Origin of the sequence: Oceanicaulis sp. (assembly GCF_051859625.1) — a bacterium.
In the GTDB taxonomy this organism is placed as follows: domain Bacteria; phylum Pseudomonadota; class Alphaproteobacteria; order Caulobacterales; family Maricaulaceae; genus Oceanicaulis.
Window position 1 is genome coordinate 1,044,164 of record NZ_JBHYFH010000001.1, and the last position, 22,138, is coordinate 1,066,301.

General features: G+C 64.4%; 21 protein-coding genes. 10 read left to right on the plus strand and 11 right to left on the minus strand.

Annotation, left to right across the window (positions count from 1 at the left end; translation table 11 throughout):
• Positions 1 to 35 precede the first annotated feature (35 nt).
• Genes ccoG through ccoS form a run of 4 tightly spaced genes read left to right on the plus strand, consistent with a single transcriptional unit; the run spans position 36 to position 4,394 of the window.
• Entirely contained in the window at positions 36 to 1,529 is a 1,494-nt protein-coding gene (ccoG, locus tag ACTIGF_RS05010; RefSeq protein ID WP_439635821.1) for a cytochrome c oxidase accessory protein CcoG, read from the plus strand.
• A complete protein-coding gene (locus ACTIGF_RS05015) occupies positions 1,526 to 2,020 on the plus strand; it encodes a FixH family protein (protein WP_439635822.1) in 495 nt (164 codons plus the stop codon). Before ccoG ends, ACTIGF_RS05015 begins: the two co-directional genes overlap by 4 nt.
• Positions 2,008 to 4,230 (plus strand): heavy metal translocating P-type ATPase, encoded by a 2,223-nt coding sequence (locus ACTIGF_RS05020; RefSeq protein WP_439635823.1) that lies wholly within the window; start codon positions 2,008 to 2,010, stop codon positions 4,228 to 4,230. The genes ACTIGF_RS05015 and ACTIGF_RS05020 overlap by 13 nt, the downstream gene beginning before the upstream one ends.
• Complete coding sequence (gene ccoS / locus ACTIGF_RS05025; protein WP_420331740.1) at positions 4,227 to 4,394, plus strand: cbb3-type cytochrome oxidase assembly protein CcoS; 168 nt, start codon at positions 4,227 to 4,229, stop codon at positions 4,392 to 4,394. Before ACTIGF_RS05020 ends, ccoS begins: the two co-directional genes overlap by 4 nt.
• Before the next feature lie 69 nt (positions 4,395 to 4,463).
• Here the strand turns inward: ccoS and ACTIGF_RS05030 are convergent, their stop codons facing one another.
• Positions 4,464 to 5,261, minus strand: a complete 798-nt coding sequence (locus tag ACTIGF_RS05030) for a DUF2189 domain-containing protein (RefSeq protein ID WP_439635824.1) — start codon at positions 5,259 to 5,261, stop codon at positions 4,464 to 4,466.
• A 191-nt stretch (positions 5,262 to 5,452) separates the two neighbouring features.
• Between ACTIGF_RS05030 and ACTIGF_RS05035 the strand changes: the two genes are divergently transcribed.
• Entirely contained in the window at positions 5,453 to 6,286 is an 834-nt protein-coding gene (locus ACTIGF_RS05035) for an SDR family NAD(P)-dependent oxidoreductase (protein WP_439635825.1), read from the plus strand.
• A 7-nt stretch (positions 6,287 to 6,293) separates the two neighbouring features.
• On the opposite strand, the gene leuB is transcribed toward ACTIGF_RS05035, so the two are convergent.
• The 9 genes from leuB to ACTIGF_RS05080 all read right to left on the minus strand — a co-directional run bounded on the left by leuB (position 6,294) and on the right by ACTIGF_RS05080 (position 15,154).
• Entirely contained in the window at positions 6,294 to 7,361 is a 1,068-nt protein-coding gene (gene leuB, locus ACTIGF_RS05040; RefSeq protein ID WP_439635826.1) for a 3-isopropylmalate dehydrogenase, read from the minus strand.
• On the minus strand, positions 7,358 to 7,936 hold the full coding sequence (leuD, locus tag ACTIGF_RS05045) for a 3-isopropylmalate dehydratase small subunit (protein WP_439635827.1): 579 nt from the start codon (positions 7,934 to 7,936) through the stop codon (positions 7,358 to 7,360). The genes leuB and leuD overlap by 4 nt, the downstream gene beginning before the upstream one ends.
• Positions 7,926 to 9,365 (minus strand): 3-isopropylmalate dehydratase large subunit, encoded by a 1,440-nt coding sequence (gene leuC / locus ACTIGF_RS05050; protein WP_439635828.1) that lies wholly within the window; start codon positions 9,363 to 9,365, stop codon positions 7,926 to 7,928. Before leuC ends, leuD begins: the two co-directional genes overlap by 11 nt.
• Complete coding sequence (locus tag ACTIGF_RS05055) at positions 9,343 to 10,311, minus strand: branched-chain amino acid transaminase (RefSeq protein WP_439635829.1); 969 nt, start codon at positions 10,309 to 10,311, stop codon at positions 9,343 to 9,345. Before ACTIGF_RS05055 ends, leuC begins: the two co-directional genes overlap by 23 nt.
• A gap of 14 nt (positions 10,312 to 10,325) precedes the next feature.
• Entirely contained in the window at positions 10,326 to 11,906 is a 1,581-nt protein-coding gene (locus tag ACTIGF_RS05060; protein WP_439635830.1) for a 2-isopropylmalate synthase, read from the minus strand.
• On the minus strand, positions 11,903 to 12,169 hold the full coding sequence (locus ACTIGF_RS05065) for an ACT domain-containing protein (RefSeq protein WP_439635831.1): 267 nt from the start codon (positions 12,167 to 12,169) through the stop codon (positions 11,903 to 11,905). Before ACTIGF_RS05065 ends, ACTIGF_RS05060 begins: the two co-directional genes overlap by 4 nt.
• A 3-nt stretch (positions 12,170 to 12,172) precedes the next feature.
• A complete protein-coding gene (ilvG, locus tag ACTIGF_RS05070) occupies positions 12,173 to 13,867 on the minus strand; it encodes an acetolactate synthase 2 catalytic subunit (RefSeq protein WP_439635832.1) in 1,695 nt (564 codons plus the stop codon).
• Between the two features lie 22 nt (positions 13,868 to 13,889).
• Positions 13,890 to 14,903 carry a ketol-acid reductoisomerase gene (gene ilvC / locus ACTIGF_RS05075; RefSeq protein ID WP_439635833.1) on the minus strand — a complete coding sequence of 338 codons (1,014 nt, stop codon included), beginning with the start codon at positions 14,901 to 14,903 and terminating at the stop codon, positions 13,890 to 13,892.
• A gap of 122 nt (positions 14,904 to 15,025) precedes the next feature.
• Entirely contained in the window at positions 15,026 to 15,154 is a 129-nt protein-coding gene (locus ACTIGF_RS05080) for a hypothetical protein (protein WP_439635834.1), read from the minus strand.
• A 304-nt stretch (positions 15,155 to 15,458) separates the two neighbouring features.
• Between ACTIGF_RS05080 and ACTIGF_RS05085 the strand changes: the two genes are divergently transcribed.
• From ACTIGF_RS05085 to ilvD, 5 genes are all read left to right on the plus strand, one after another.
• On the plus strand, positions 15,459 to 15,632 hold the full coding sequence (locus ACTIGF_RS05085; protein ID WP_439635835.1) for a hypothetical protein: 174 nt from the start codon (positions 15,459 to 15,461) through the stop codon (positions 15,630 to 15,632).
• Positions 15,633 to 15,750: 118 nt separating this feature from the next.
• A complete protein-coding gene (locus ACTIGF_RS05090; RefSeq protein WP_439635836.1) occupies positions 15,751 to 17,535 on the plus strand; it encodes a homoserine dehydrogenase in 1,785 nt (594 codons plus the stop codon).
• Positions 17,536 to 17,556: 21 nt separating this feature from the next.
• Positions 17,557 to 18,510, plus strand: coding sequence for a homoserine kinase (locus tag ACTIGF_RS05095; RefSeq protein ID WP_439635837.1), 954 nt, complete (start codon positions 17,557 to 17,559; stop codon positions 18,508 to 18,510).
• On the plus strand, positions 18,501 to 19,802 hold the full coding sequence (gene thrC, locus ACTIGF_RS05100; protein ID WP_439635838.1) for a threonine synthase: 1,302 nt from the start codon (positions 18,501 to 18,503) through the stop codon (positions 19,800 to 19,802). The genes ACTIGF_RS05095 and thrC overlap by 10 nt, the downstream gene beginning before the upstream one ends.
• A 6-nt stretch (positions 19,803 to 19,808) precedes the next feature.
• A complete protein-coding gene (ilvD, locus tag ACTIGF_RS05105; RefSeq protein WP_439635839.1) occupies positions 19,809 to 21,491 on the plus strand; it encodes a dihydroxy-acid dehydratase in 1,683 nt (560 codons plus the stop codon).
• An 8-nt stretch (positions 21,492 to 21,499) separates the two neighbouring features.
• On the opposite strand, the gene ACTIGF_RS05110 is transcribed toward ilvD, so the two are convergent.
• Entirely contained in the window at positions 21,500 to 22,078 is a 579-nt protein-coding gene (locus tag ACTIGF_RS05110) for a TetR/AcrR family transcriptional regulator (RefSeq protein ID WP_439635840.1), read from the minus strand.
• Positions 22,079 to 22,138: the final 60 nt, after the last annotated feature.

Below are 22,138 nucleotides of genomic sequence, written 5' to 3' on the forward strand. Positions count from 1 at the left end.
ACCGTCCGAACAACGGCTGAAAGCCGGAAAAGGCTATGAATCTAATTAAAAACCGTCCCGCAGACCGGGAACAGGCCGCAGAAGGGGTGGAAGCCCATGATGCGGTCGCGGTCAACGCCGCTCATTCACGCGAGCTCTACAAGAAACGCGAACCGATCCACCCCAAGCTGGTGCACGGCAAGTTCCGCTTCAGCAAATGGGTCTTCATGGCCCTGGCGCTGGCTGCGTATTACATCACGCCCTTCCTGCGCTGGGACCGTGGTCCGGGCGCGCCCGATCAGGCGGTGCTGGTGGATTTCGCCAACGCCCGCTTCTACTTCTTCTTCATCGAAATCTGGCCCCAGGAAGTCTATTACATCACGGGCTTGCTGATCCTGTCGGCGCTGGCCCTGTTCCTGGTGACCGCGCTGTTTGGCCGGGTCTGGTGCGGCTATGCCTGCCCGCAGACCGTCTGGACTGATCTGTTCATCGCGGTCGAGCGCCTGTTTGAAGGCGACCGCAACAAACGCATCATGCTCAACCGCGCCGACTGGAGCCTGAACAAGGCCTGGCGCAAAATCGCCAAGCACGCGGTGTGGATCCTGATCGCAGCGGCCACGGGCGGCGCGTGGATCCTGTATTTCCACGACGCGTTTGCGGTCGTGAACAATTTCGTCACCGGCCAGGCTGCCTTGACGAGCTACATCTTCTTCGCGGTCTTGACTTTCACCACCTATATCCTCGCCGGCTCCATGCGTGAGCAGGTCTGCACCTATATGTGCCCCTGGCCGCGCATTCAGGGCGCCCTGATCGACAAGGAAGCGCTGAGCGTCACCTATCGCGTCGATCGCGGCGAGCCGCGCGGCCGTCACAAGAAGGGCGAAAGCTGGGAAGGCCGCGGCGATTGCATCGACTGCAAGGCCTGCGTCGCCGCCTGCCCCATGGGCATCGACATTCGCGACGGCGACCAGCTGGAATGCATCAATTGCGCGCTGTGCATCGACGCCTGCGACGACATCATGGGCAAGATCGGACGCCCAAAAGGCCTGATCTCCTATGACAGCCAGGACAATGTGGAGCGCCGCGCGCGCGACGAGAAACCGCGCTATCGCTTCATTCGCCCGCGCACCGTGCTGTACGCTGTTCTGCTGGCGGCGGTGAGCGGCATCATGCTGTTCGGCCTGATGAACCGCTCGGTTCTGGAGTTGAACGCCTCACGCGATCGCAATCCGAACTATGTGCGTCTGTCAGACGGCGCTGTGCGCAACGGCTACACGCTGACGGTTCTGAACAAGTCGAGCCAGCCGCGCACCTATGAACTGACGATTGAGGGCGATCCCGCCATGAGCGTACGGGTGCTGGGCGCGGATGAGACATCGCGTCAGCTTGAAGTCGGCGCGGACCAGACGCAGGATTTCAGGCTCTATGTCACCTTGCCGCGTGACGCGGTGGATGCGCCGTCTGAAGCCTTGACCTTTATCGTCACAGATACCGAGACCGGCGAGCAGGCGCAGACCCGCTCCGCCTTCCAGACCGGAGAAACCCGATGACCGACCTTTCAGCGACCGAAGCCGCTCCGGGCTTCCGCATCAAGGGCTGGCACGTGCTGGCGGCGATGATCATGTTCTTCTCGGTCATCATCGGGGTGAATACGGTGTTCATCACCCTCGCCATGCGCTCCTTCCCCGGTGAAGACCAGCGCCGCTCCTATGTGCAGGGTCTGGAATACAACGACATCATCGCCCAGCGTCGCGCCCAGGCGGCGCTTGGCTGGACGGCGGCGGTCAATCTGGCCGAGGACCGGGTGCTGATCCGCGTCACCGACGCCGAGGACGCGCCCGTCATGGGGCTGGCGCTGGACGGCGTTCTGCGTCACCCCGCCAGCACCGATCTCGATCATGTTTTGGTGTTCAGCGAAGCCCGGCCGGGCGTCTATTCCGCCCCGGTCGAGGATTTGCCGCTGGGAAGCTGGACGCTGCACGCCGAAGCCGTCGACGCGGACGCCCCGTTCGTGCTGGAGCGCGAGCTGTGGCGTCGCTAGAGCCCGCTATCAACGCCCCAAGCTCGGCGTTCGGCGACGCGTCTTCCGCATCTGGCGACGAGATCACCGCCTTCGTACGCCAGACCGATGACAGTAAAGCCATCGACCTCGCCGTCGAAGGGGCCCATTGCGCCGCCTGCATCGTCAAGATCGAGGACGGGCTGCAAAAGATGGACGGCGTCAAGCGCGCCCGGCTGAACCTCTCGACCGGACGTCTGGCGGTGAGTTTCACAGGCCCTGACAGCACAGCCGAGGAGATCGTCCACCGGCTTGATTATCTGGGATATCGCGCCAAGCCCTATCAGCCTGAAACGGCGGACGATCCCAGGTCTGACGAGGAAAAACGCCTGCTGCGCGCTCTGGGCGTGGCGGGCTTCGCCTCGGCCAATGTGATGCTGCTGTCGATCTCGGTCTGGGCAGGCGAAGGCGAGATGAGTCTGGCCACCGTCACCCTGATGCACTGGATCTCCGGCCTGATCGCCCTGCCCGCCGTCGCCTATTCAGGTTGGCCGTTCTTCAAGAACGCCTTGACCGGACTGCGCGCCCGGACGGTGAACATGGATCTGCCGATCTCGCTGGCGGTGCTGCTGGCGTGCGGATTATCCATCTACGAGACGGCGCTTGGGCATGGGGCCGCGTATTTCGACGCCGCGGTCATGCTGCTCTTTTTCCTGCTGATCGGACGGTTTCTGGATGTGCGCCTGCGCGCCCGCGCCGGACAGGCGGCGCGCGATCTGGCGGCGCTGCAGGCCCGCATCGCGCACCGCATCGAACCCGATGGCGCCATCAAAGCCATTCCCGCCCGCGATGTGCGTCCCGGCGACCTGCTGCGCATTGCGCCCGGCGACCGCCTGCCGGTGGATGGCGAGGTGATCGAAGGCCGCGGCGATGTGGACGCGGCCCTCGTCACCGGCGAGACCCAGCCTCAGACGCTGGAGCCTGGCGCGCTGGTCTATTCAGGCATGATCAATCTCAACGCGCCGCTGACGGTGAAGGCCCGCGCCGCGCGCGACGATTCCCTGCTGGCGGAAATCTCACGTCTCGTCGAAGCCGGCGAACAGGGTCGCTCGCGCTATGTGCGCTATGCCGACAAGGCCGCGCGCGCCTATGTGCCGGGCGTGTTCGCCATGGCGCTGATCACGCTGGTCGGCTGGCTTGCGATCACCGGTGATGTCCATGACGCGGTGATGAATTCCATCGCGGTGCTGATCATCACCTGCCCGTGCGCGCTGGCGCTGGTGACCCCGGCGGTGCAGGTGGTGGCGTCAGGCCGTCTTTATGGCGAAGGTGTCTTGCTCAAATCCGGCGACGCTTTGGAACGGCTGGCCGAAGCGAAATCGGTGGTCTTTGACAAGACCGGCACGCTGACGCTGGGGCGCCCCACATTGATCAATGCAGACGAGATTTCGCCGCGCGCGCTCAATCTCGCCGCCCGTCTGGCGCGCGGATCACGCCATCCGATCTCGCGCGCTCTGGCGGACGCCGCCGGGCCGGGCCCGCTGGCGGATGACCTTCAGGAAATCGCGGGCGGCGGACTGACGGGCACGGCCGATGGCGCGGTGATCCAGTTTGGGTCCGCCGCCTGGCTTGGCCTTGAAAAACAGAGCCAGGATACGGACCCGTCCGTTCTGGAAGCCTGGCTTCTGGTGGAGGGCGAAGCGCCCGTGCGGTTCGTGTTTTCAGACAGTTTGCGGGCGGACGCCTCCGCCGCGATTTCGGGCCTCAAGGCCCATGACCTGCCGATTGAACTCTTGTCCGGCGACCGTGAGGCGCCGGTGGCCGCCGCCGCCCGTGCGCTCGGCCTTGACCGCTATCAGGCGGGGTTGAAACCCCAAGGCAAGATCGACCGGATCAACGCGCTGAAGGAGGCGGGCGAGAACCCGATCATGGTGGGTGACGGCATCAATGACGCCCCCGCGCTCGCTGCAGCGCATGTGTCGGTCTCCATGGGTTCGGCGGCGGATATTTCCCGCTCGGCGGCGGATCTGGTCATTCAGGGCGACCGTCTGGCGGCGCTGCCGCGCGCCATAGACATCGCCAAATCGGCGCGGGCGCGAATGATGGAAAACTTCGCGCTCGCCAACATCTATAACGTCATCGCCGTGCCGCTGGCGGTGTTTGGTCTGGTCACGCCGCTTGTGGCCGCCATCGCCATGTCCGCCAGCTCGCTCGTGGTGATGGCCAACGCATTGAGGCTCTGGCGCGCATGACCGCTTTACTCTGGCTGATCCCTGCCGCCCTGGTGCTCGGCGCCATGGGCCTTCTCGGGTTTTTCTGGGCGATGAAGTCAGGTCAGTACGATGACCTCGACGGCGCCGCCGAACGCATCCTCATTGATGATGACGGCCCCATTGTGGATGACGACGAGCGCTAGCTCTCGTTCAAGCCAACAAAAAGCCCCGGCCAGAGAGCCGGGGCTTTTCTTTGCGCTCAGCGTGAGCCTTCAGGTCTGGTTCTTCTCCGCCAACCGCGCTTCCACTTCCTTGGCGCTCGGCGAGGGTCGCGGATTGAAATCCTTGTACGCGCGCCAGCTGGCGTGGGCGATCAGCGGGAAGGTGATGGCGATGCCGATGCCGAACAAGGCAAGGCCCGCCCCGGTCGCGAAGGCGATGAGCCACGCCCAGACCAGCATCACGTCAGGCTGATCCTTCACCGCCTTGATCGAGGCGACGACCGCAGTCACGGCGTCTACGTCCTGATCCACCATCATGGGGAAGGACAGCGCGGAGATCATGAACGCCACCAGCGCCAGAGCGGCGCCGACCAGGGTTCCGATCACCATCAGCATCACACCCTGCACATCGGTGAACAGGAAGGGCAGGAAGCTGTCGAGGCGAAAGTCAGCCTCATGCGTGAACAGCGCGAACATCATCTGCGCCAGCCGCGCCCAGGTGAGGAAGAAGACCAGCATCAGAACGCTGAGCAGAGCGAGCTGGGTGAAGCGTCCCTTGGGAATCGACCAGAAATCCCACAGGCCCGGCGTCTTGCCCTGGTCGCGCATCTGGCTGATCCGGTAAATGCCGATGGCCGAGGCGGGCGCCACCAGCGCAAAACCGCCCATCATCACCGGCACGACCGCACCCTGGCCTAGTGACCAGAGCCCGACCGTAATGGCGAGCCCAATGACGGTGAACACCACGCCATAGCCGATGGACAGAAACGGGGCGGCGGCCATGTCGTCGATCGCGCCCTTGATCCAGGCCCAGGGCGCATCCCGACGCACTTTTTCCAGCGTAACCATGTGAACGCCTCCCTATAATTATTGTGTGTATTCAAATGTGATCGCATTTGATTTCGGTGACAAGTCAGACTCAGCGCCGCACCCTGAACGGTCAGAATGGACAGGGGCGAAAAACTCTGAAATCCTGCGGCAAATCCCGGAGTGAACAGCGTTCACATTCGATCCGGCAATAAAAATCCAAAGGGGAGAGCATGACCCAACCGCTCGATTTCAAAGGCCGCACAGCGGTCATCACCGGCGCCGGCAGCGGCATTGGCGCGGCCCTCGCCGCAGCTCTGGCCGCGCGCGGCGCCAATCTGGCGCTGGCCGATATTCAGGAGGATCGCCTGGCTGAGGTGGCGGACGCCCTGAAAAGTAATGAAATCAAGGTGACCACCCATAAGGTGGATGTGGCCGACAAAGCCCAGATCGCCGACTTCGCCAAAGCGGTCGAGGCCGAGCATGGCGCCGTGCATGCCTTGTTCAACAATGCAGGCGTGGCGCTGGGCGGAACGTTCGACCGGGTCACCGACGATGATTTTGAATGGCTGATCGACATCAATTTCTATGGCGTGGTGCGCATGACCCGCGCCTTCCTGCCCCTGATGCAGCAGGCCGACACCGCCCAGCTGGTCAATGTCTCGTCGATTTTCGGCATTGTCGCGCCCGCGGGCCAGACCGCCTATTCCTCGGCCAAGTTCGCCGTGCGCGGCTTTTCAAACGCCTTGATGCACGAGCTTGAAGGCACCTCCATCGGGGTGACGACCATCCATCCGGGCGGAGTGAACACCCGCATCGCCGAGGATGCGAAAAAGCCCGCCGACATGACCGAGGCCGAGCTGAAAGCGGTGAAGAAAATGGCCAAGGAAGGCCTGGTCATGCCGCCGCCAGAGGCCGCCGAGATCATCCTGCGCGGCGTCGAGCGTCGCCGCCCGCGCGTGCTGGTGGGCCGCGACGCCCACACGCTGGCGATCATGGAGCGGGTCTTCCCGATCCGCTATTGGGACTTCATCAAAAAGCGGGTCGCGCGCCGGCAGGCGGATTAGAGCCGGCTTATTGCGCCGGCTCCATCACCTGTTCCTTATGGATATGAGCGAGGACGGAATGCGCAAAGGCTGAGCCTTTGGCCGTCCCGCCCAGATCCGCCGTACGCTCCTCGTGCTGCAAAGCCGATTCCAGCGCCGCCTCCAGACGGTCCGCCGCCTTGGGCTGGTTCAACCCATAGCGCAGCAGCATCGCCGCGCTGGCGATGGCGCCGGACGGATTGGCCTTGTCCTGCCCGGCGATGTCCGGCGCACTGCCATGGATCGGTTCAAACAGGCCCGGCCCCGAGGCGCCCAGAGACGCTGAACCCAGAAGCCCGATTGAGCCCGCCACCACGGCGGCTTCATCAGACAGGATATCGCCAAACAGATTTTCAGTGACGATGACGTCAAAGCGCGCGGGGTGCGTGACCAGCGCCATGGCGGCGGCGTCCACATACAGATGGTCGACCGTCACATCAGGGTACTGACTGGAAAGATCATTCACCGTCTTGCGCCACAGCCGCGAGGTGGCGAGCACATTGGCCTTGTCCACGCTGGTAAGCTTGCCTTTGCGGCCTTGCGCGGCCTTGAAACCGATCTCGGCGATGCGGCTGACTTCCGCCCGCGAATAGGAACACCCGTCAAAGGCGTCCTCATCGCCTTCGCGCTTCTCGCCAAAATACAGCCCGCCTGTCAGCTCCCGAACGATCAGCACATCCGCGCCCGCAACCCGGTCTTCCTTGAGCGGCGACAGATGCTCGAGCCCTTTGAAGACTTTCACCGGACGCAAATTCGCGAACAGGCCCAACGCCTTGCGCAAACCCAGAAGGCCCTGTTCAGGGCGTTTCGGCGCGTGATCCCATTGAGGTCCGCCCACAGCGCCCAGGAAGATCGCGTCCGCCGCCTCAGCCGCTTTCAGCGTGTCTTCGGGCAAGGGCTCGCCGCAGGCATCGATTCCCGCCCCGCCGAACGGGGCTTCGGAAAAGGTGAATTCCAGCCCTTCAAGCTTGGCGACCGCTTGCAAGCAGGCCTTCGCCGCCGCCGCGACTTCCGGGCCGATGCCGTCGCCGGGCAGGATCAGGATGGACTGGCTCATGCCGCGGTCTCCTGCTCAAAGCGAGCAATGGCGTCAGACTGGTTGAGGATGAAGCCCAAGGGATCCACGCCCTCGATCAGGCAGGTGCGTGCGAACGGATCGAGCTTGAAGCTGGCGGTGATATTGCCCGCCGTCACGGTCTGATTGACCACGTCCACGGTCACTTCAAGGTCTTCACGGTCGAGCAAAGCGGCATGGGCCGCCTCGTCGATCTCGCAAACCACAAGGCCGTTCTTCAGCGCGTTGGACTTGAAGATGTCCGCGGCGCGCGACGTGATCACGACGTCCACGCCGAAATCCCGCAGGGCCCAGGGCGCGTGTTCGCGCGAGGAGCCGCAGCCGAAATTATCCCCCGCGATCAGGATGCGCTGCTCATCGCGGTTCACCTGATTGAGCGGGTGATCAGTGGGCGCGCCGTCGGCGGTGAAGCGCCAGTCATGAAAACACGCCTCGCCCAGCGCGCCGCGTTCGGTGGTGGTCAGAAACCGAGCCGGAATGATCTGGTCGGTGTCCACATTGGCGTCCTTGATCACGAAACTGCGTGAGGTGACCTTGGTAATGGGTTCATTGAGCATGAGACGCCTCCAGGATACGGCGCGGATCGGCGATGGCGCCGGCGATGGCGGAGGCGGCCGCCGTGGCCGGGCTCGCCAGAATGGTGCGCACGCCACGACCCTGACGGCCGGCGAAGTTGCGGTTCGAGGTGGAGACGATGCGCTCGCCCGACAGTCCGGTATCACCGTTCATGGCGATGCACATGGAACAGCCCGGCTCGCGCCAGTCTGCGCCTGCGGTGCGGAAAATCGCGTCGAGCCCTTCAGCCTCCGCCTGGCGTTTCACCGCTTCAGAGCCCGGCACGACCAGCATGCGCACGCCCGGTTTGACATGACGGCCGGCGATGACCGCCGCCGCCTCGCGCAGATCAGACAAACGCGCATTGGTGCAGGAGCCGATAAAGACCGCGTCGATGGTTTCACCCATCAGCGCTTCCCCGGCCTTGAACCCCATATAGGCGAGCGCCTCGGCGGCGGGGCCTTCGGGGGCGCGGGGGATAGAGGCGTCAATCGGCGCCGCCATGTCCGGGCTGTCGCCCCAGGTGACCATGGGGGCGAGTTTCGATCCGTCCAGATGCACTTCGGCGTCGAATTTTGCGTCGGGATCAGATTTCAGCTGAGACCAGCGCTGCTTCGCCGCTTCAAAGGCCGCGCCCTTGGGGGCGTGTTTGCGGCCTTCCAGCCATGCGAAGGTGGTGGCGTCCGGCGCGATCATGCCCGCGCGGGCGCCCGCTTCGATGGACATGTTGCAGACCGTCATCCGCTCTTCCATCGACAGCGCTTCAATGGCTTCGCCGGCGTATTCGATCACATGTCCCGACGCGCCGCCGGCGCCCAGCTCTGCGATGATGGCGAGGATCAGATCCTTGCCGCCCACCCCATGGGGCAAGCGCCCATCCACGGTGACGCGCATGGTCTTGGGCTTGGATTGCAACAGCGCCTGCGTCGCCAGCACATGGCCCACTTCGGTGGTGCCGATGCCGAACGCCAAAGCGCCGAACGCGCCATGAGTGGAGGTGTGGCTGTCGCCGCAGACAATGGTCATGCCCGGCTGGGTCAGACCCAGCTCCGGCCCGATGACATGGACGATGCCGCGATCAGGACTGTCCCAACCCGCCAGGCGAATGCCATGGCGGCGGCAATTATCCTCGAGCGTCTCCACCTGCTTTTTCGCCGCTGCATTGATGTAGATCGGCTTGGAGCCCGGCGTGCGCGGCGTGGTCGGCGTGGAATGGTCCAGCGTGCCGAACACCCGGTCGGGGCGGCGCACCGTCAGGCCGCGCTGCTCGAGCGCTGTGAAGGCTTGCGGGCTCGTCACCTCGTGGATGAGGTGCAGGTCGATATAAACCAGCGCCGGCGCCGCATCGGTCTCAGCCTGGATCTGGTGGGTCTCCCAGACCTTCTCGAACAGGGTTTTGGGTGAAGCGTCAGACGGCGACGGCGTTTTCATGACCAGTCTCCTCAGCTTGGGCGTGAACAGGCTCCAGCCAGCCCCAGTCATCCTGGGTGCGGCCTTCAAACAGTCCGAAAAAGCGATCCATGATCAGGCGCGTGATCGGCCCAGCGCCAGCGGCGCGGGTGGTCTTGTCATCGACCGAGCGGATCGGGGTGACTTCAGCGGCGGTGCCGGTGAAAAACGCCTCGTCGCACAGATAAAGCATCTCGCGCGGCAGGGCCTGCTCGATCACTTCGAGGCCTTCGCGTTTCGCCAGCCGGATCACGCTGTCACGGGTGATGCCTTGCAGGATCGAAGAGCTGGCGGGCGGCGTCATCAGCTTGCCGTCCTTGACCAGGAACAGGTTCTCGCCCGCCCCTTCCGACAGACGCCCGTCCACATCCAGACCGATGCCTTCGGCGTAACCGCGCGATTTGGCTTCGCGGCTGATCAGATAGCTCGACAGATAATTGCCGCCGGCCTTGGCCGCCGTCGGCGCGGTGTTCGGCGCCATCCGGTTCCAGCTCGACACGCAGACATCCACGCCCTTGGTGCGGGCCTCTTCACCCAGATACGCGCCCCAGGGGAAGGCCGCGATATAGGTGTCGATCGGGGTGTCCTTGGCGGGCACGACGCCGATCGAGCCATAGCCGATAAAGCTGACCGGCCGCAGATAGGCCGAGCCCAGCTTGTTGGCGCGCAGCACCTGTTTGCAGGCCTCGGCCAGCTCGGCGGGGCTGTACGGCAGATCAACAGAATAGATCCGGGCGGAATCCACCAGGCGCTTCACATGGTCGGTCAGGCGAAACACCACAGGACCAGACGGCGTGTCATAGCTGCGGATGCCCTCGAAGAAAGAGGTGCCGTAATGCAGGGCGTGCGACAGAACATGCACCTGCGCATCCGCCCACGGAATCAGCGCGCCATTGCGCCAGATATGATCAACTTGTTGGATCGACATGAGTATTAAGTCCTTCAGGCGGCATGTGCATTGGCGTTGCGTCGGCGACGCACGGCGCAGGCGTTATTGAGCGCGTCGATATAGGCGGAGACGCAGGCGGGAATGATGTCGCGGGCGCGGGCGCGGCCGGAGAACACTTCGCCCCCGACATCGGCCTTGAGGTCGACCAGCACGTCCGCGCCTTGCCCGTCATCGCCGGCGTCATGGGCGTCGGCGGCCACGTATTGCATCTCGATGTCCTCGACTCGCGCGGGGGTCTCCATGATCTGGCTGACGGCGCGATAGGCCGCATCCAGAGCGCCGGGCGCGCTGGCGATGTCGGTCACCTGACCGCGGCGGCCATGGTCCATCTCAATACGGGCCACCGGATGATCCTTGGGCGACAGCGGCGAGCGGATGTCGATCCGCTTCAACGTCCACAATTCGGCATCGCCTTGCGCCCCGCTTTCCAGCCGCTCCAGCAGCGCAGACAGCTGGCCGGAATCCACCAGGCCGATCTCGTCCGCCAGCGCCTTGAAGGCGTCGAATGCGGCTTGCAGGCGTTCACCCTCCAGGCTCCAGCCCAGCTCTTTCGCGCGGGCGGCCAGAGCGTGTTTTCCAGAGTGCTTGCCCAGCACGATCTGGTTGGAGCTGAGCCCCACATCTTCGGGTTTCATGATCTCGTAGGTTTCACGGTTTTTCAGAACGCCATGCTGATGAATGCCGGATTCATGGGCGAAGGCGTTCGCGCCGACGATGGCCTTGTTGCGGGGCGGATGGGTGTTTGTGGCTTTGCTCAGCGCGCGGCTGGCGGCCATGATCTGGCGGCTGTCGACATTTGTGGTCAGGCTGAAGACATCGCGGCGGGTGCGGATCGCCATAACGGCGTCCTCCAGCGCGCAATTGCCCGCCCGCTCACCAATGCCGTTCACCGTGCACTCGATCTGCCGCGCGCCGCCACGCACCGCGGCCAGGGAGTTTGCGACCGCCATGCCCAGATCGTCATGGCAATGGGCGGAGAAAATCACCTCGTTCGCCTTGGAGACCTTCTCCGTCAGGTGCTTGAACAGCTGGTAGATCTCGTCCGGCGTGGAATAGCCGACGGTGTCGGGCACGTTCAGCGTCTTCGCGCCCGCTTCTGCGGCGATGGACAGCGCTTCGACCAGAAAGCCCCGCTCGGTGCGGATGGCGTCCTCGGCGGAGAACTCCACATCATCAAAATGCGTCCGCGCCAGCTCGACCATGTCCTTGATGCGGGTCAGAACCTCATCCGGGGTCATGTTCAGCTTGAACTCGCGATGCAGCGGGCTCGTCCCCAGAAAGATGTGCAAGCGCTTGTTCGGCGCGTTCTTCAGCGCCCGCGCCGCGGCGTCGATATCGCCCGGCGTGGTGCGCGCCAAGGAACAGATGGCCGGGCCTTCAATCTCCTGGCCGATCCGCTCGACCGCCTTGAAATCGCCCGGGCTCGCTGCGGCGAAACCCGCTTCGATCACGTCCACTTTCAAGGCCTGCAAAGCGCGAGCGACGCTCAGCTTTCCCGCTTCGGACATGGAAAAGCCCGGCGCTTGCTCGCCATCTCTCAACGTGGTGTCGAAAATCGTGATCTGACGGGTCATGACACAGCCTCAAACGCAGGCGCCATCGAGGCCGAGCGCACGGCGTGGACGCCGTAAACCTTGGCGATCTGGGCGCACAGCGTGTTCATCTTGCGACCCGCATCACGCGGCGTCACGGTCAGGTCCATGCGCGCGTCGCCAGCGGTCGGCATCTGGGGCAGATCGACGCCCCGGACTTCAAAGCCGCGACGTTCGACGAGCCCGATCAGACGCAGGATCGCGCCTTCACTGGGGCGGAATTCGATCTCGATCCGGTCTGTCATGGATCAGGCCTCCATCATGTCAGCATTGGATTTGCCCGGCGGCACCAGCGGCCAGACATTTTCACGCGGGTCGATGCGCACATGGCACAGGATCGGCCCGTTCGTGCTCAGCAGCCGGTCAATCGCGGCGGGCGCGTCCTCGCGGCGGTCCAGGGTGAAGGCTTCAACACCGAAGGCGCGCGCCACGGCGGCGAAATCGGGATTGTCAAAGAGATCCACCTCGGAGAAATTCTCGTCGTAAAACAGCTCCTGCCATTGCCGCACCATGCCCAGCTGGGAATTGTCCAGCAGCACGATCTTCAGCGGCAGGCGGTAGCGGCGCAGGGTCGCCAGCTCATGGATGTTCATCATGATCGAGCCATCGCCCGACACGGTGATCACCGTGGCGTCCGGTTCCGCCATCAAGGCGCCGATGCCGGCCGGCAGGCCATAGCCCATCGTCCCCAGACCGGCGCTCGTCAGATGCGCTTGCGGACGTGAGAAACGGCAATGCTGGGCGACCCACATCTGGTGCTGGCCCACATCACACGTGATGATGGCCTTGTCGCCCGCCTGCTCGGAGATGTCTTTCAAAAGCTTGGGCGCATAGATGCCCGAGCCCGGCGCGTCATAGCGCATGGCCCAGCGCTCGGCGGCTTCTGAACAGCGTTGCCGCCAGGGGGCGATGCTCAGAACGCCAGGCTCCATCCGGTCCAGCGTTTCGGCCAGATCGCCGGTCAGCCCCACATCCGCATCGCGCAGTTTGGAGATTTCAGACGGGTCGGCGTCAAAGTGAACGATCCGGGCCTGGGGCGCGAACGTGTCGAGCTTGCCGGTCGCGCGGTCATCAAACCGCGCGCCGACACAGATCAGCAGATCGCTTTCATTCACCGCCAGATTGGCCGCTTTCGTGCCGTGCATGCCCAGCATGCCCAGAAAGCCCGGCGTTTCAGTGGGCAGAGCGCCCAGACCCTTCAAGGTCGCCACCGCCGGGATTTGCGTCCGCGCGAAAAACCGCCGCAAGGCGTCTTCCGCCTTGGCCAGGGACACGCCGCCGCCGATATACAGGACGGGCCGCTCGGCCTGGGCGATCAGGGCTTCCGCCTGCGCCATGCTTGCCGGGTCTGAAGGCACGCCTCTGGCAGGGGCCCGAACCGTCTGATCCACCGAGGGGAACGCCGCAGACGCCTGTGTGACGTCTTTTGGCAAGTCAATCAGAACCGGTCCGGGCCGCCCGCGCTTCGCCAGCTCGAAAGCTTCGGCGAAGATTTTGGGGATGTCGGCCGCATCCCGTACCAGGAAAGAGTGTTTCACGATCGGCAAGGTGACGCCGAAAACGTCGATCTCCTGGAAGGCGTCCGTGCCCATCAAGGGCGTCGCCACCTGGCCGGTGATCGCCACCATGGGCACTGAATCCAGAAACGCATTGGCGATTCCGGTCACCAGATTGGTCGCGCCGGGGCCGGAGGTGGCCAGGCACACGCCCACCTCGCCCGACACCCGGGCGTACGCGTCCGCCGCCAGCGCCGCCGCTTGCTCATGGCGCACCAGAACATGCTCCAGCCCCGAGCCCGGCAGGGCGTCATAGACGGGCATGATCGCGCCGCCGGGATAGCCGAACACCTTGGTGACGCCCTCAGCCCGTAGCGCCTCGACGACCAGATGGGCGCCGGTGCGGGTCCGGTTTTGGGCGGGTGCGGTTTGAGGCTGGGCGGTCATGAGCGTGCTCCTGCGATCCGCGCTAGGCTTGGCCGGCGTTGGCGCCGGGTTGCAGCCAGGCCATGCGAGCGCGCAGACGGGCGCCGGTTTTCTCGATGTCCTGCTCCAGATCGGCGCGCAGCAAGGCGTCGTATTGCGGCTTGCCGGCCTGGTTCTCCAGGATCCAGTCGCGGGCGAACTTGCCCGTCTGGATGTCGGTCAGCACTTCGCGCATCCGCTCTTTGGTCTCGTCATTTATGACGCGCGGCCCAGAGACCAGATCGCCATATTTGGCGGTCTCGGAGATGAAGTCATGCATGCGCGAAATGCCGCCCTCATACATGAGATCCACGATCAGCTTGAGCTCGTGCAGGCATTCAAAGTAAGCGATTTCAGGCTGATAGCCTGCATCCACCAGGGTCTGATACCCGGCTGCGACCAGTTCGGACGCGCCGCCGCACAGCACCGCCTGCTCGCCGAACAGATCGGTTTCGGTCTCTTCAGCCAAAGTGGTCTCGATCGCGCCCCCGGCGGTGCCGCCATTGCTCTTGCAATAGGCCAGCGCCTTGTCGCGCGCCTTGCCCGAGGCGTCCTGGTGGATGGCGAACAGGGAGGGGACGCCGCGTCCGATCTCAAACTCGCGGCGCACCAGATCGCCCGGCCCTTTGGGCGCGACCAGCACCACGTCGATATCGGTGCGCGGACGGATCTGGCCGTAATGGATCGAGAAGCCGTGCGCCACCATCAGCGTATCGCCGGGCGAAAGCTGCGCGGCGATATCGCACTCATACACGTCCTTATGGCTCATATCGGGGGTGAGGAGCGCCACAAAGCTGGCTTTCTTGGCGGCTTCAGCGGGGGTGAAAACCTCAAACCCGTCATCCTTGGCCTTGGCCTCGGCCTTGCCGCCCGGGCGGGCGCCCACGATCACCTGCTGGCCGGAATCGCGCAGGTTCCGGGCATGGGCGCGCCCCTGACTGCCATAGCCGATAATGGCGATGGAGCCGGGTTTCAAAGCGTCTGCATTGGCGTCGTCGTCGGTGTAGATGCGGGTCATGGGGTTTGGTCTTTCCGTAGCGTTTGAGGCTGGCTCGGGTTTGGCGTTCAAGGTTTAGGCAAAGAAAAACCCCCGCTCCGGTGTGGAGCGGGGGTTGCTTGGGTCTGAGGTTTGAAACTCCGTCAGACAGGCGCCGCCGCTCCACCGAGGGTGGTAATAAGGAGTACGACGACAAGAAGGACGACCGAGCCGGTCAGCGCAGCGATACGCTGAGCGTCCTGGGTCAGGGTCTGGGTCTTCACGTCGCGCATGGCGCTGTCTCCCGGTTTCAACTTGCGCCGCCCGCCCGGTTTGTCGGGTGAAACGGCACGCGAAAAGTGACCGGCGATGCGACTGCTTTCGTCTCGCCGGGCTGTGCAAAAACCGTACGGCGGAAATGCTGCGTTGCGCAACACCAAAATGTCCGAACAACTTGAGAAAAATATTCCCCTATATATATCAACAAGATAAATGATGTTTTTTATTTGTCTGGACACATTTTGTGGTTTTTGAGCCACATAGCCCCGGTTGACGGGGTGTGGAAAAGCCGGTCAGGGTAAGGTCGATGCTGCGCAGATGCAGCACACTGTGGAGATGAAAATGACCCGCACATCGCAGGTCCAGCTTGAAGCCGGAATGACCGTGGCGACCGCCGCGATCACTGGCGCTTGCCTCACCTCCACCGCGCTCACCACCACCATTATCACCATTACCACCACCCTTACTCGAGGGCGGGACGGTACGGGCTGAGCGCGACACACGCGAAACATTCAACCCCACACCAACCCGCTCCCCGAAACCGGCGAGCGGGTTTTTTCATGCCTCAAACCAGCCGCCACGACCCAACGACTGAAAAAGGACTGATCCGATGGATCCCCAGCTTAACGCCTCCCCCGCCCCCAAAGGCTTGTGCGTCCTCAAATTCGGCGGCTCCGTGCTGACATCGGAAGAGGACTACGCCGCTGCTGGCGCAGAGATCTATCGCCATGTCCGGGCGGGGGAAAAAACCATCGTGATCGTGTCTGCGCTGAAAGGGGAAACCGACACCCTTCTGGCCCAGGCTGACGCCAATGGCGGCGGCGCCTTCCCCCACATCACCGCGCGTCTGGCGCGATTGGGCGAGTTCCGGTCCGCCGCGCTCATGGGGCTGGCGCTGTCGCGGCTGGGCCTGCGCGCCAAGGTGCTCGACCCGCACGAGATCGGGCTGATGGCGGAGGGAGATCCCATGGATTCCAACCTCAGCGAGCTCGATAAGGACGCCATGGCCGCAGCGCTGGCGGAGGCCGACGCGGTTGTTCTCCCCGGCTTCACCGCCTGCCATTCAGAACATGGCGCCGCAACGCTGGGTCGGGGCGGCACGGATTTGACGGCGGTGTTCTTCGCTGTGAAGGCGGGCGCAAACCGGGTGCGGCTGATCAAGGATGTGGACGGCGTCTACACCGATGATCCGGCGAAAGACCCGCATGCCCAGCGTTATGACGCGCTCGATTACGATCAGGCGATGGACGCCAGCCGCGGCCTGATCCAGCCCAAGGCGATCGAAGCGGCCAAAGCCGCCAATCTGGTGGTTGAAGTCGCCGCCATGGGCGCGCGTGAAGCCACCCGCATCGCCTCGGGCCCCTCTGTGATCGGTCGTCCGCGTCATCGCGGCCCGATGAAAGTGGCGCTTCTGGGCTGCGGCGCCGTGGGGTCGGGCGTGCTCGACCATGTGCTGAGCCATCCTGAATTGTTCGAGCTGAACCCGGTGCTGGTGCGCAATGTCGGCTCGCGCGCCGATGATCGCCGCGCGGTCTTCACCTCCGATCCGCATTCCGCCCTCGCAGGGGACCCAGATCTGGTGGTGGAAATGACCGGCGGCGCCGACGGCCCCGCTGAATTGATGCTGCCTCCCCTGCGCAACGGGCAGCATGTGGTCACCGCCAACAAGGCCGCGGTCGCCAAACATTATGACGCCCTGCATGACGCCGCTCGAAAAAGCGGAGCGCAGCTGATGTTCTCGGCCTCCGTCGGGGGCGGCGTCGTCGTGCTCGAGCGCCTGTCCGACCTCAAGGAGCAGGGCGTGGTCGCGGTGGAAGGCGTCATGAACGGCACCGGCAATTTCATCCTCGACCAGCTCGGTCAGGGCGTCGCTTTCGAAGATGCGGTCGCCGCCGCCCAGCGCATGGGGTTCGCTGAAGCTGATCCCAGCGCGGATGTGGACGGCCATGACGCGGCGGACAAGCTGTCCATTCTGATCCGCGAGGCGTTCGGCGTGACTTTGCCGCCCGAAAAGATCGCCAAACAATCACTGAGCGAGGTTTCCGCCGAGCAGGCGCAAGAGGCGCTGGCCAACGGGCAGGTCTATAAGCAGATCGGCCAGTGCAAGCTGGGCGCAGGCGGGGTTGTGGACGCCGAGATTCAGGTCCGCGCCGTCCCTCAGGACCACCCGCTGGCGGGCGCCCGCAATGAAGAGAACCGCTTCTTGCTCACCCTGGCCAATGGCGAAGTCTGCACCCTGCAAGGCAAGGGCGCCGGACGCTGGCCGACCGCTGCAGCCGTTTTCGGCGACATGATGGACATCCGACGGGCTTGGGCGTGTGATGGCGCCGCCCCAGCGCACGCATCGTCCGTTCGCTCCCCCCTTCGGGCGGACGATGCGTTGCGCAGCGCCTGACGGAAAGGACGAGTATTTCTCATGACTGCATCCGCGCGCGCCAGCGCCCCGGCCAGCATTGGCAATGTCGGGGTTGGATTTGATGTATTGGGACAGGCGTTTGACGCTGTCCGTGATGAGGTTGTCGCCCATAAGGAAGAAATGACAGGCGTGCGTCTGGGTCAGGTCTCGGGCCTGATGACGCGCCTGCCCGAAGACCCGATGCGCAACACCGCCCTGCGCGCCGCCCAAGCAGTGCTCAAGGCTGTGAACGCGCCCTTCGGCGTGCGTCTGGACGTCATCAAGGGCGTGCCGATCAGCGCCGGCATGGGCGGGTCCGCCGCCAGCGCCGTGGCGGCTGCCGCCGCCGTCAACGCCTTGCTCGACAAACCGTTTTCAACGCCGGACTTGCTGGCTTTCGCCCTGGAAGGCGAGCGCGCCAGCGCCGACCCGCCCCCGTGGGACAATGTCATGGCGTCGCTCTTGGGCGGGCTGGTGATCGCCGCGCAGCTTGATCCCGCTCTGGTCAAACCGATGCCCGTCCCCAAGGGCGTCAGCGCCATTTTGTTTCACCCCGACGCCAAGACTGAAACCCAGGCCGCACGCGACGTGCTCAAGCCCGAAACGCCGCTGAACACGGCGGTCGAGCACGCCCGTCGCCTCGGCGCCTTCACATTGGGCTGCGCGGTTTCCGATCTCGACCTGATCCGGGCGGGACTGGATGACATATTGATCGAACCCCAGCGCGCTTTCCTGTTGCCGGAAATGCGCGACGTCAAAGCTGCAGCCTTGAGCGCAAACGCTCTGGGATGCTCGTTCTCGGGCTCCGGCCCCTCCATCTTCGCCTGGGCGAGCGATGAGGACGCCGACGCCGTCCAGCAGGCGATGGCGAACGCCTTCAAAACCGCAGGCCGCGGAACGCGCGTCTATCGCGCCCCGCTCGAGAGCGCCGGCGTGCGTCTCGAACCCCTCGAGGAGCAAGAAGCATGCGCCTGATCTCCACTCGCAACGGCGCCAGCGCCAGCTCCATTTCCGAAGCCATCCGCGTGGGATTGGCGGGCGATGGCGGCTTGTTCATCCCCGATACGCTGCCGCAAGGGCTGTTGAGCGGCCTCAATGCCGACACCAGCCTGAAAGAAACCGCGCTCACGCTTTTTGCGCCCTTCTTCAAGGGCGATCAGCTGGAAAGCGTTCTGCCCGAACTGGTCGAAGAGACCTATGACTTTGACGTGCCCTTGGTGAACCCGCATCCGGGGCGCCCCGGCGTGTTCGCATTGGAGCTGTTTCACGGCCCCACTGGCGCGTTCAAGGATGTGGGCGCGCGCTTTTTGCTGCGCTGTCTGGACAAGCTGGGCGATCCGAACGCCCCCTTCACCGTGCTCGCCGCCACCTCTGGCGACACCGGCGGCGCCGTGGGCTGCGCCGCGGAAGGCCGCAAGGGCGTGCGGGCGGTGATCCTGTACGCCAAGGGTCGTATCTCCGCCTTTCAGGAACGCCAGCTGACCTGCTGGAACGCGCCTGTGACGGCGCTGGAAGTCGATGGCGATTTCGACGCCTGCCAGCGCATGGTCAAGGCCGCCTTCGCGGATGCTGAACTCAGCCGCCGCCACAACCTCACCAGCGCCAATTCCATCAATATCGCCCGGCTCTTGCCCCAGGCGGCCTATATGGCGTGGGCGGCAAGGCAGGCGTATGAGAAGAACGGCGTCAAACCCGGCCTGATCATCCCGACCGGCAATCTCGGCCATGGCGTCGCCGCGATCTGGGCCCGCCATATGGGCGCGCCGTGGGGGCCGATCGTGCTGGCGACGAACGCCAACCGAACGCTGGCGGACTGGGCGATCTCGGGCCGGTACGAGCCGCGCGCCTCCATCGCCACCCTCGCAAACGCCATGGATGTGGGCGCGCCCAGCAATTTCGAGCGCCTGAACGCCCTGCCCGACGACGCGGCGCGCCTGAGCGTCGAGCTGGTGGAGGACCGGGCCATCCGCGCGCGGATCAAGACCGATTTTGAGCGCTCGGGCTATGTCTGGTGTCCCCATTCGGCGACCGCCGCCGAAGCCCTGTCGCGCATGCGTGAGTTTGACCTGCATGCGCGGCCCTGGGTGATCGCGGCGACCGCCCACCCCTACAAGTTCGCCGATGTGGTCGAGCCCCTGATCGGACAGACCCTTGAACCCTCTGAAGCCCTCGCAGACGTGCTGGACCGTCCCACACGCTCAGAGCCCTGCGGCGCGGACCTCGACGCTTTACGCCATCATCTGAACGCCCTGAACGAAACGGCCTGATCTGACATGACCGATAACAAACGCCCCTCGCACACACTGATCCAGGGGCCCGCCCGCGCTCCGGCTCGCGCCATGCTGCGCGCCGCCGGCTATGATGATGAACGCATGGCCAAGCCCATGATCGCCATCGTCAACACCTGGACCAGCGTCACCCCGTGCAACATGCACCTGCAGGGCCTGGCCGATCATGCCCGCGCCGGCATTGAAGCGGCGGGCGGCACGGCGGTGGATTTCAACACCATTGTCGTCACTGACGGCATCTCCATGGGCACCGAAGGCATGCGCGCCAGCCTGATGAGCCGCGATTGCGTGGCGGATTCCGCCGAGCTGGCGGTGCGCGGTCATTCTCTGGATGCGGTCCTGTTTCTGGTCGGCTGCGACAAGACCCTGCCTGGCGCGGCCATGGCGGCGGCGCGGATGAACCTGCCCAGCGTCGTGCTGTATGGCGGCTCGATCATGCCCGGAAAGCTGCACGACAAGGCGGTCACCATTCAGGACGTGTTCGAGGCCGTGGGCGCGTGCGCCGCGGGCAAGATCAGCGAAGACGAGCTGGTTGAAGTCGAGAAAGCCGCCTGCCCCGGCGCGGGCGCCTGCGGGGGCCAGTTCACCGCCAACACCATGGCGCTGGCGTTGTCGGCGCTGGGCCTGTCGCCCATGGGGCTCAATGACATTCCCGCCGTCCATCCCGACAAACCCGACGCCGCGCGCAAAGCGGGCGAAGCCGTCGTGGATGCGCTCAGAGCGAACCGTCGTCCGCGCGACATCATCACGCCGACAAGCCTGAAGAACGCCGCCGCCGCCGTCACCGCCACTGCGGGCTCAACCAACGCCGTGCTGCACCTTCTGGCCATCGCGCGCGAGGCCGGGATCAGTCAGGACCAGTTTGATATCGACGTGTTTGACGCGGTCAGCCGCAAAACGCCTGTGATCGCCGACCTCAAGCCCGGCGGTCGCTATATGGCGCCGGACATGGCGGCGGCTGGCGGGGCGCGCCTTTTGCTGCAACGCTTGCAGGCCGCGAAGCTGATCGAGGATGCGCCCACCGTCACCGGCAAGTCCCTGTTTGAAGAAGCCGGGCTCGCCACAGAAACTCCGGGTCAGGACGTGATCCTGTCGGCCGACAAGCCGCTGAAATCACGCGGCGGCTTCGGCGTGCTCTATGGCGATCTGGCGCCGGATGGCTGTGTGGCCAAGCTCGCCGGGCATGATCGGTTGTTCTTTGAAGGTCCCGCCAAGGTCTATGACTGCGAGGAGGATTGCTTCGCCGCCGTCAATGCAGGCGAGATCGAGAAGGGCGACATCGTCGTCATCCGCAATGAAGGTCCCGCCGGCGGGCCGGGCATGCGCGAAATGCTGGCGGTCACCGCCGCCATTCAGGGCGCAGGCCTCGGCGATGATGTGGCTTTGATGACCGATGGCCGCTTTTCGGGCGCGACCTATGGCTTCATGGTCGGTCATGTGGCGCCGGAAGCCGCCCATGGCGGGCCGATCGCCTTTATTGAAACCGGCGACGTCATCACCATCGACATCGAGAACCGCCGCATTGACGTGAAAGCCGATCTCAAGGCGCGCATGGCCAAGGGCTTCACCCCGCCCGAGCCCAAATACCGCCATGGCGCCTACGCCAAATACGCCAAGCTCGTCCATTCCGCCTCAGACGGCGCCGTGACGAGTTTCCCGTTCGACTGATGCGAGGATCAGGATTCAGGTTCGTCCAGCGCCTTGATGTGAACGATCACGGCGCGGACCACCTGGTCCTCCCACGCCTCGTCATCCTGTTTGAGCATCGCCACATGATGGCGCAGGCTGACAAAGCCATGGATCAGCGCCCAGATCTGAAGCGCAGCGTCTCGCGTTTCCGCCTCGCTGTGGCGGGGGAGGAAATCCGCCGCCCGCCCAAGCAGGCTGGCGAAGGCCCGCCCCGCCGCCTGACGTGCGGCGTCTGACGGTGTGAAATCGGGCGCTTGCTCACCGAAGATCAGCCGGTAGTGCGCTTCATGAGCCTGTACGCTGCGCAGGTACTGGCGCACCACGGTCTCAATCGCGGCGTCACGCTCCATCGCCCCCTCAGGCAAGGCGGTTGTGGCTTCGACCTGTTCGAACCCTTCAATATACAGCGCGTCCAGAATGCCCTGCTTGCCGTCAAAATGGCTGTAAATCCCGATGGTCGAGACCCCGGCCTCGCGCGCGATCGCGCGCACGCTCAACGCTTTTGAGCCCGCTTGCAAAAACAGCTTCGACGCCGCCTGCATGATCTTGGTTTTCGCATCAGACATGGTTTGAGCCTTGACGGGTCGGGGATTGGCCCTGACACTCCTATAACACTGTTATGATCA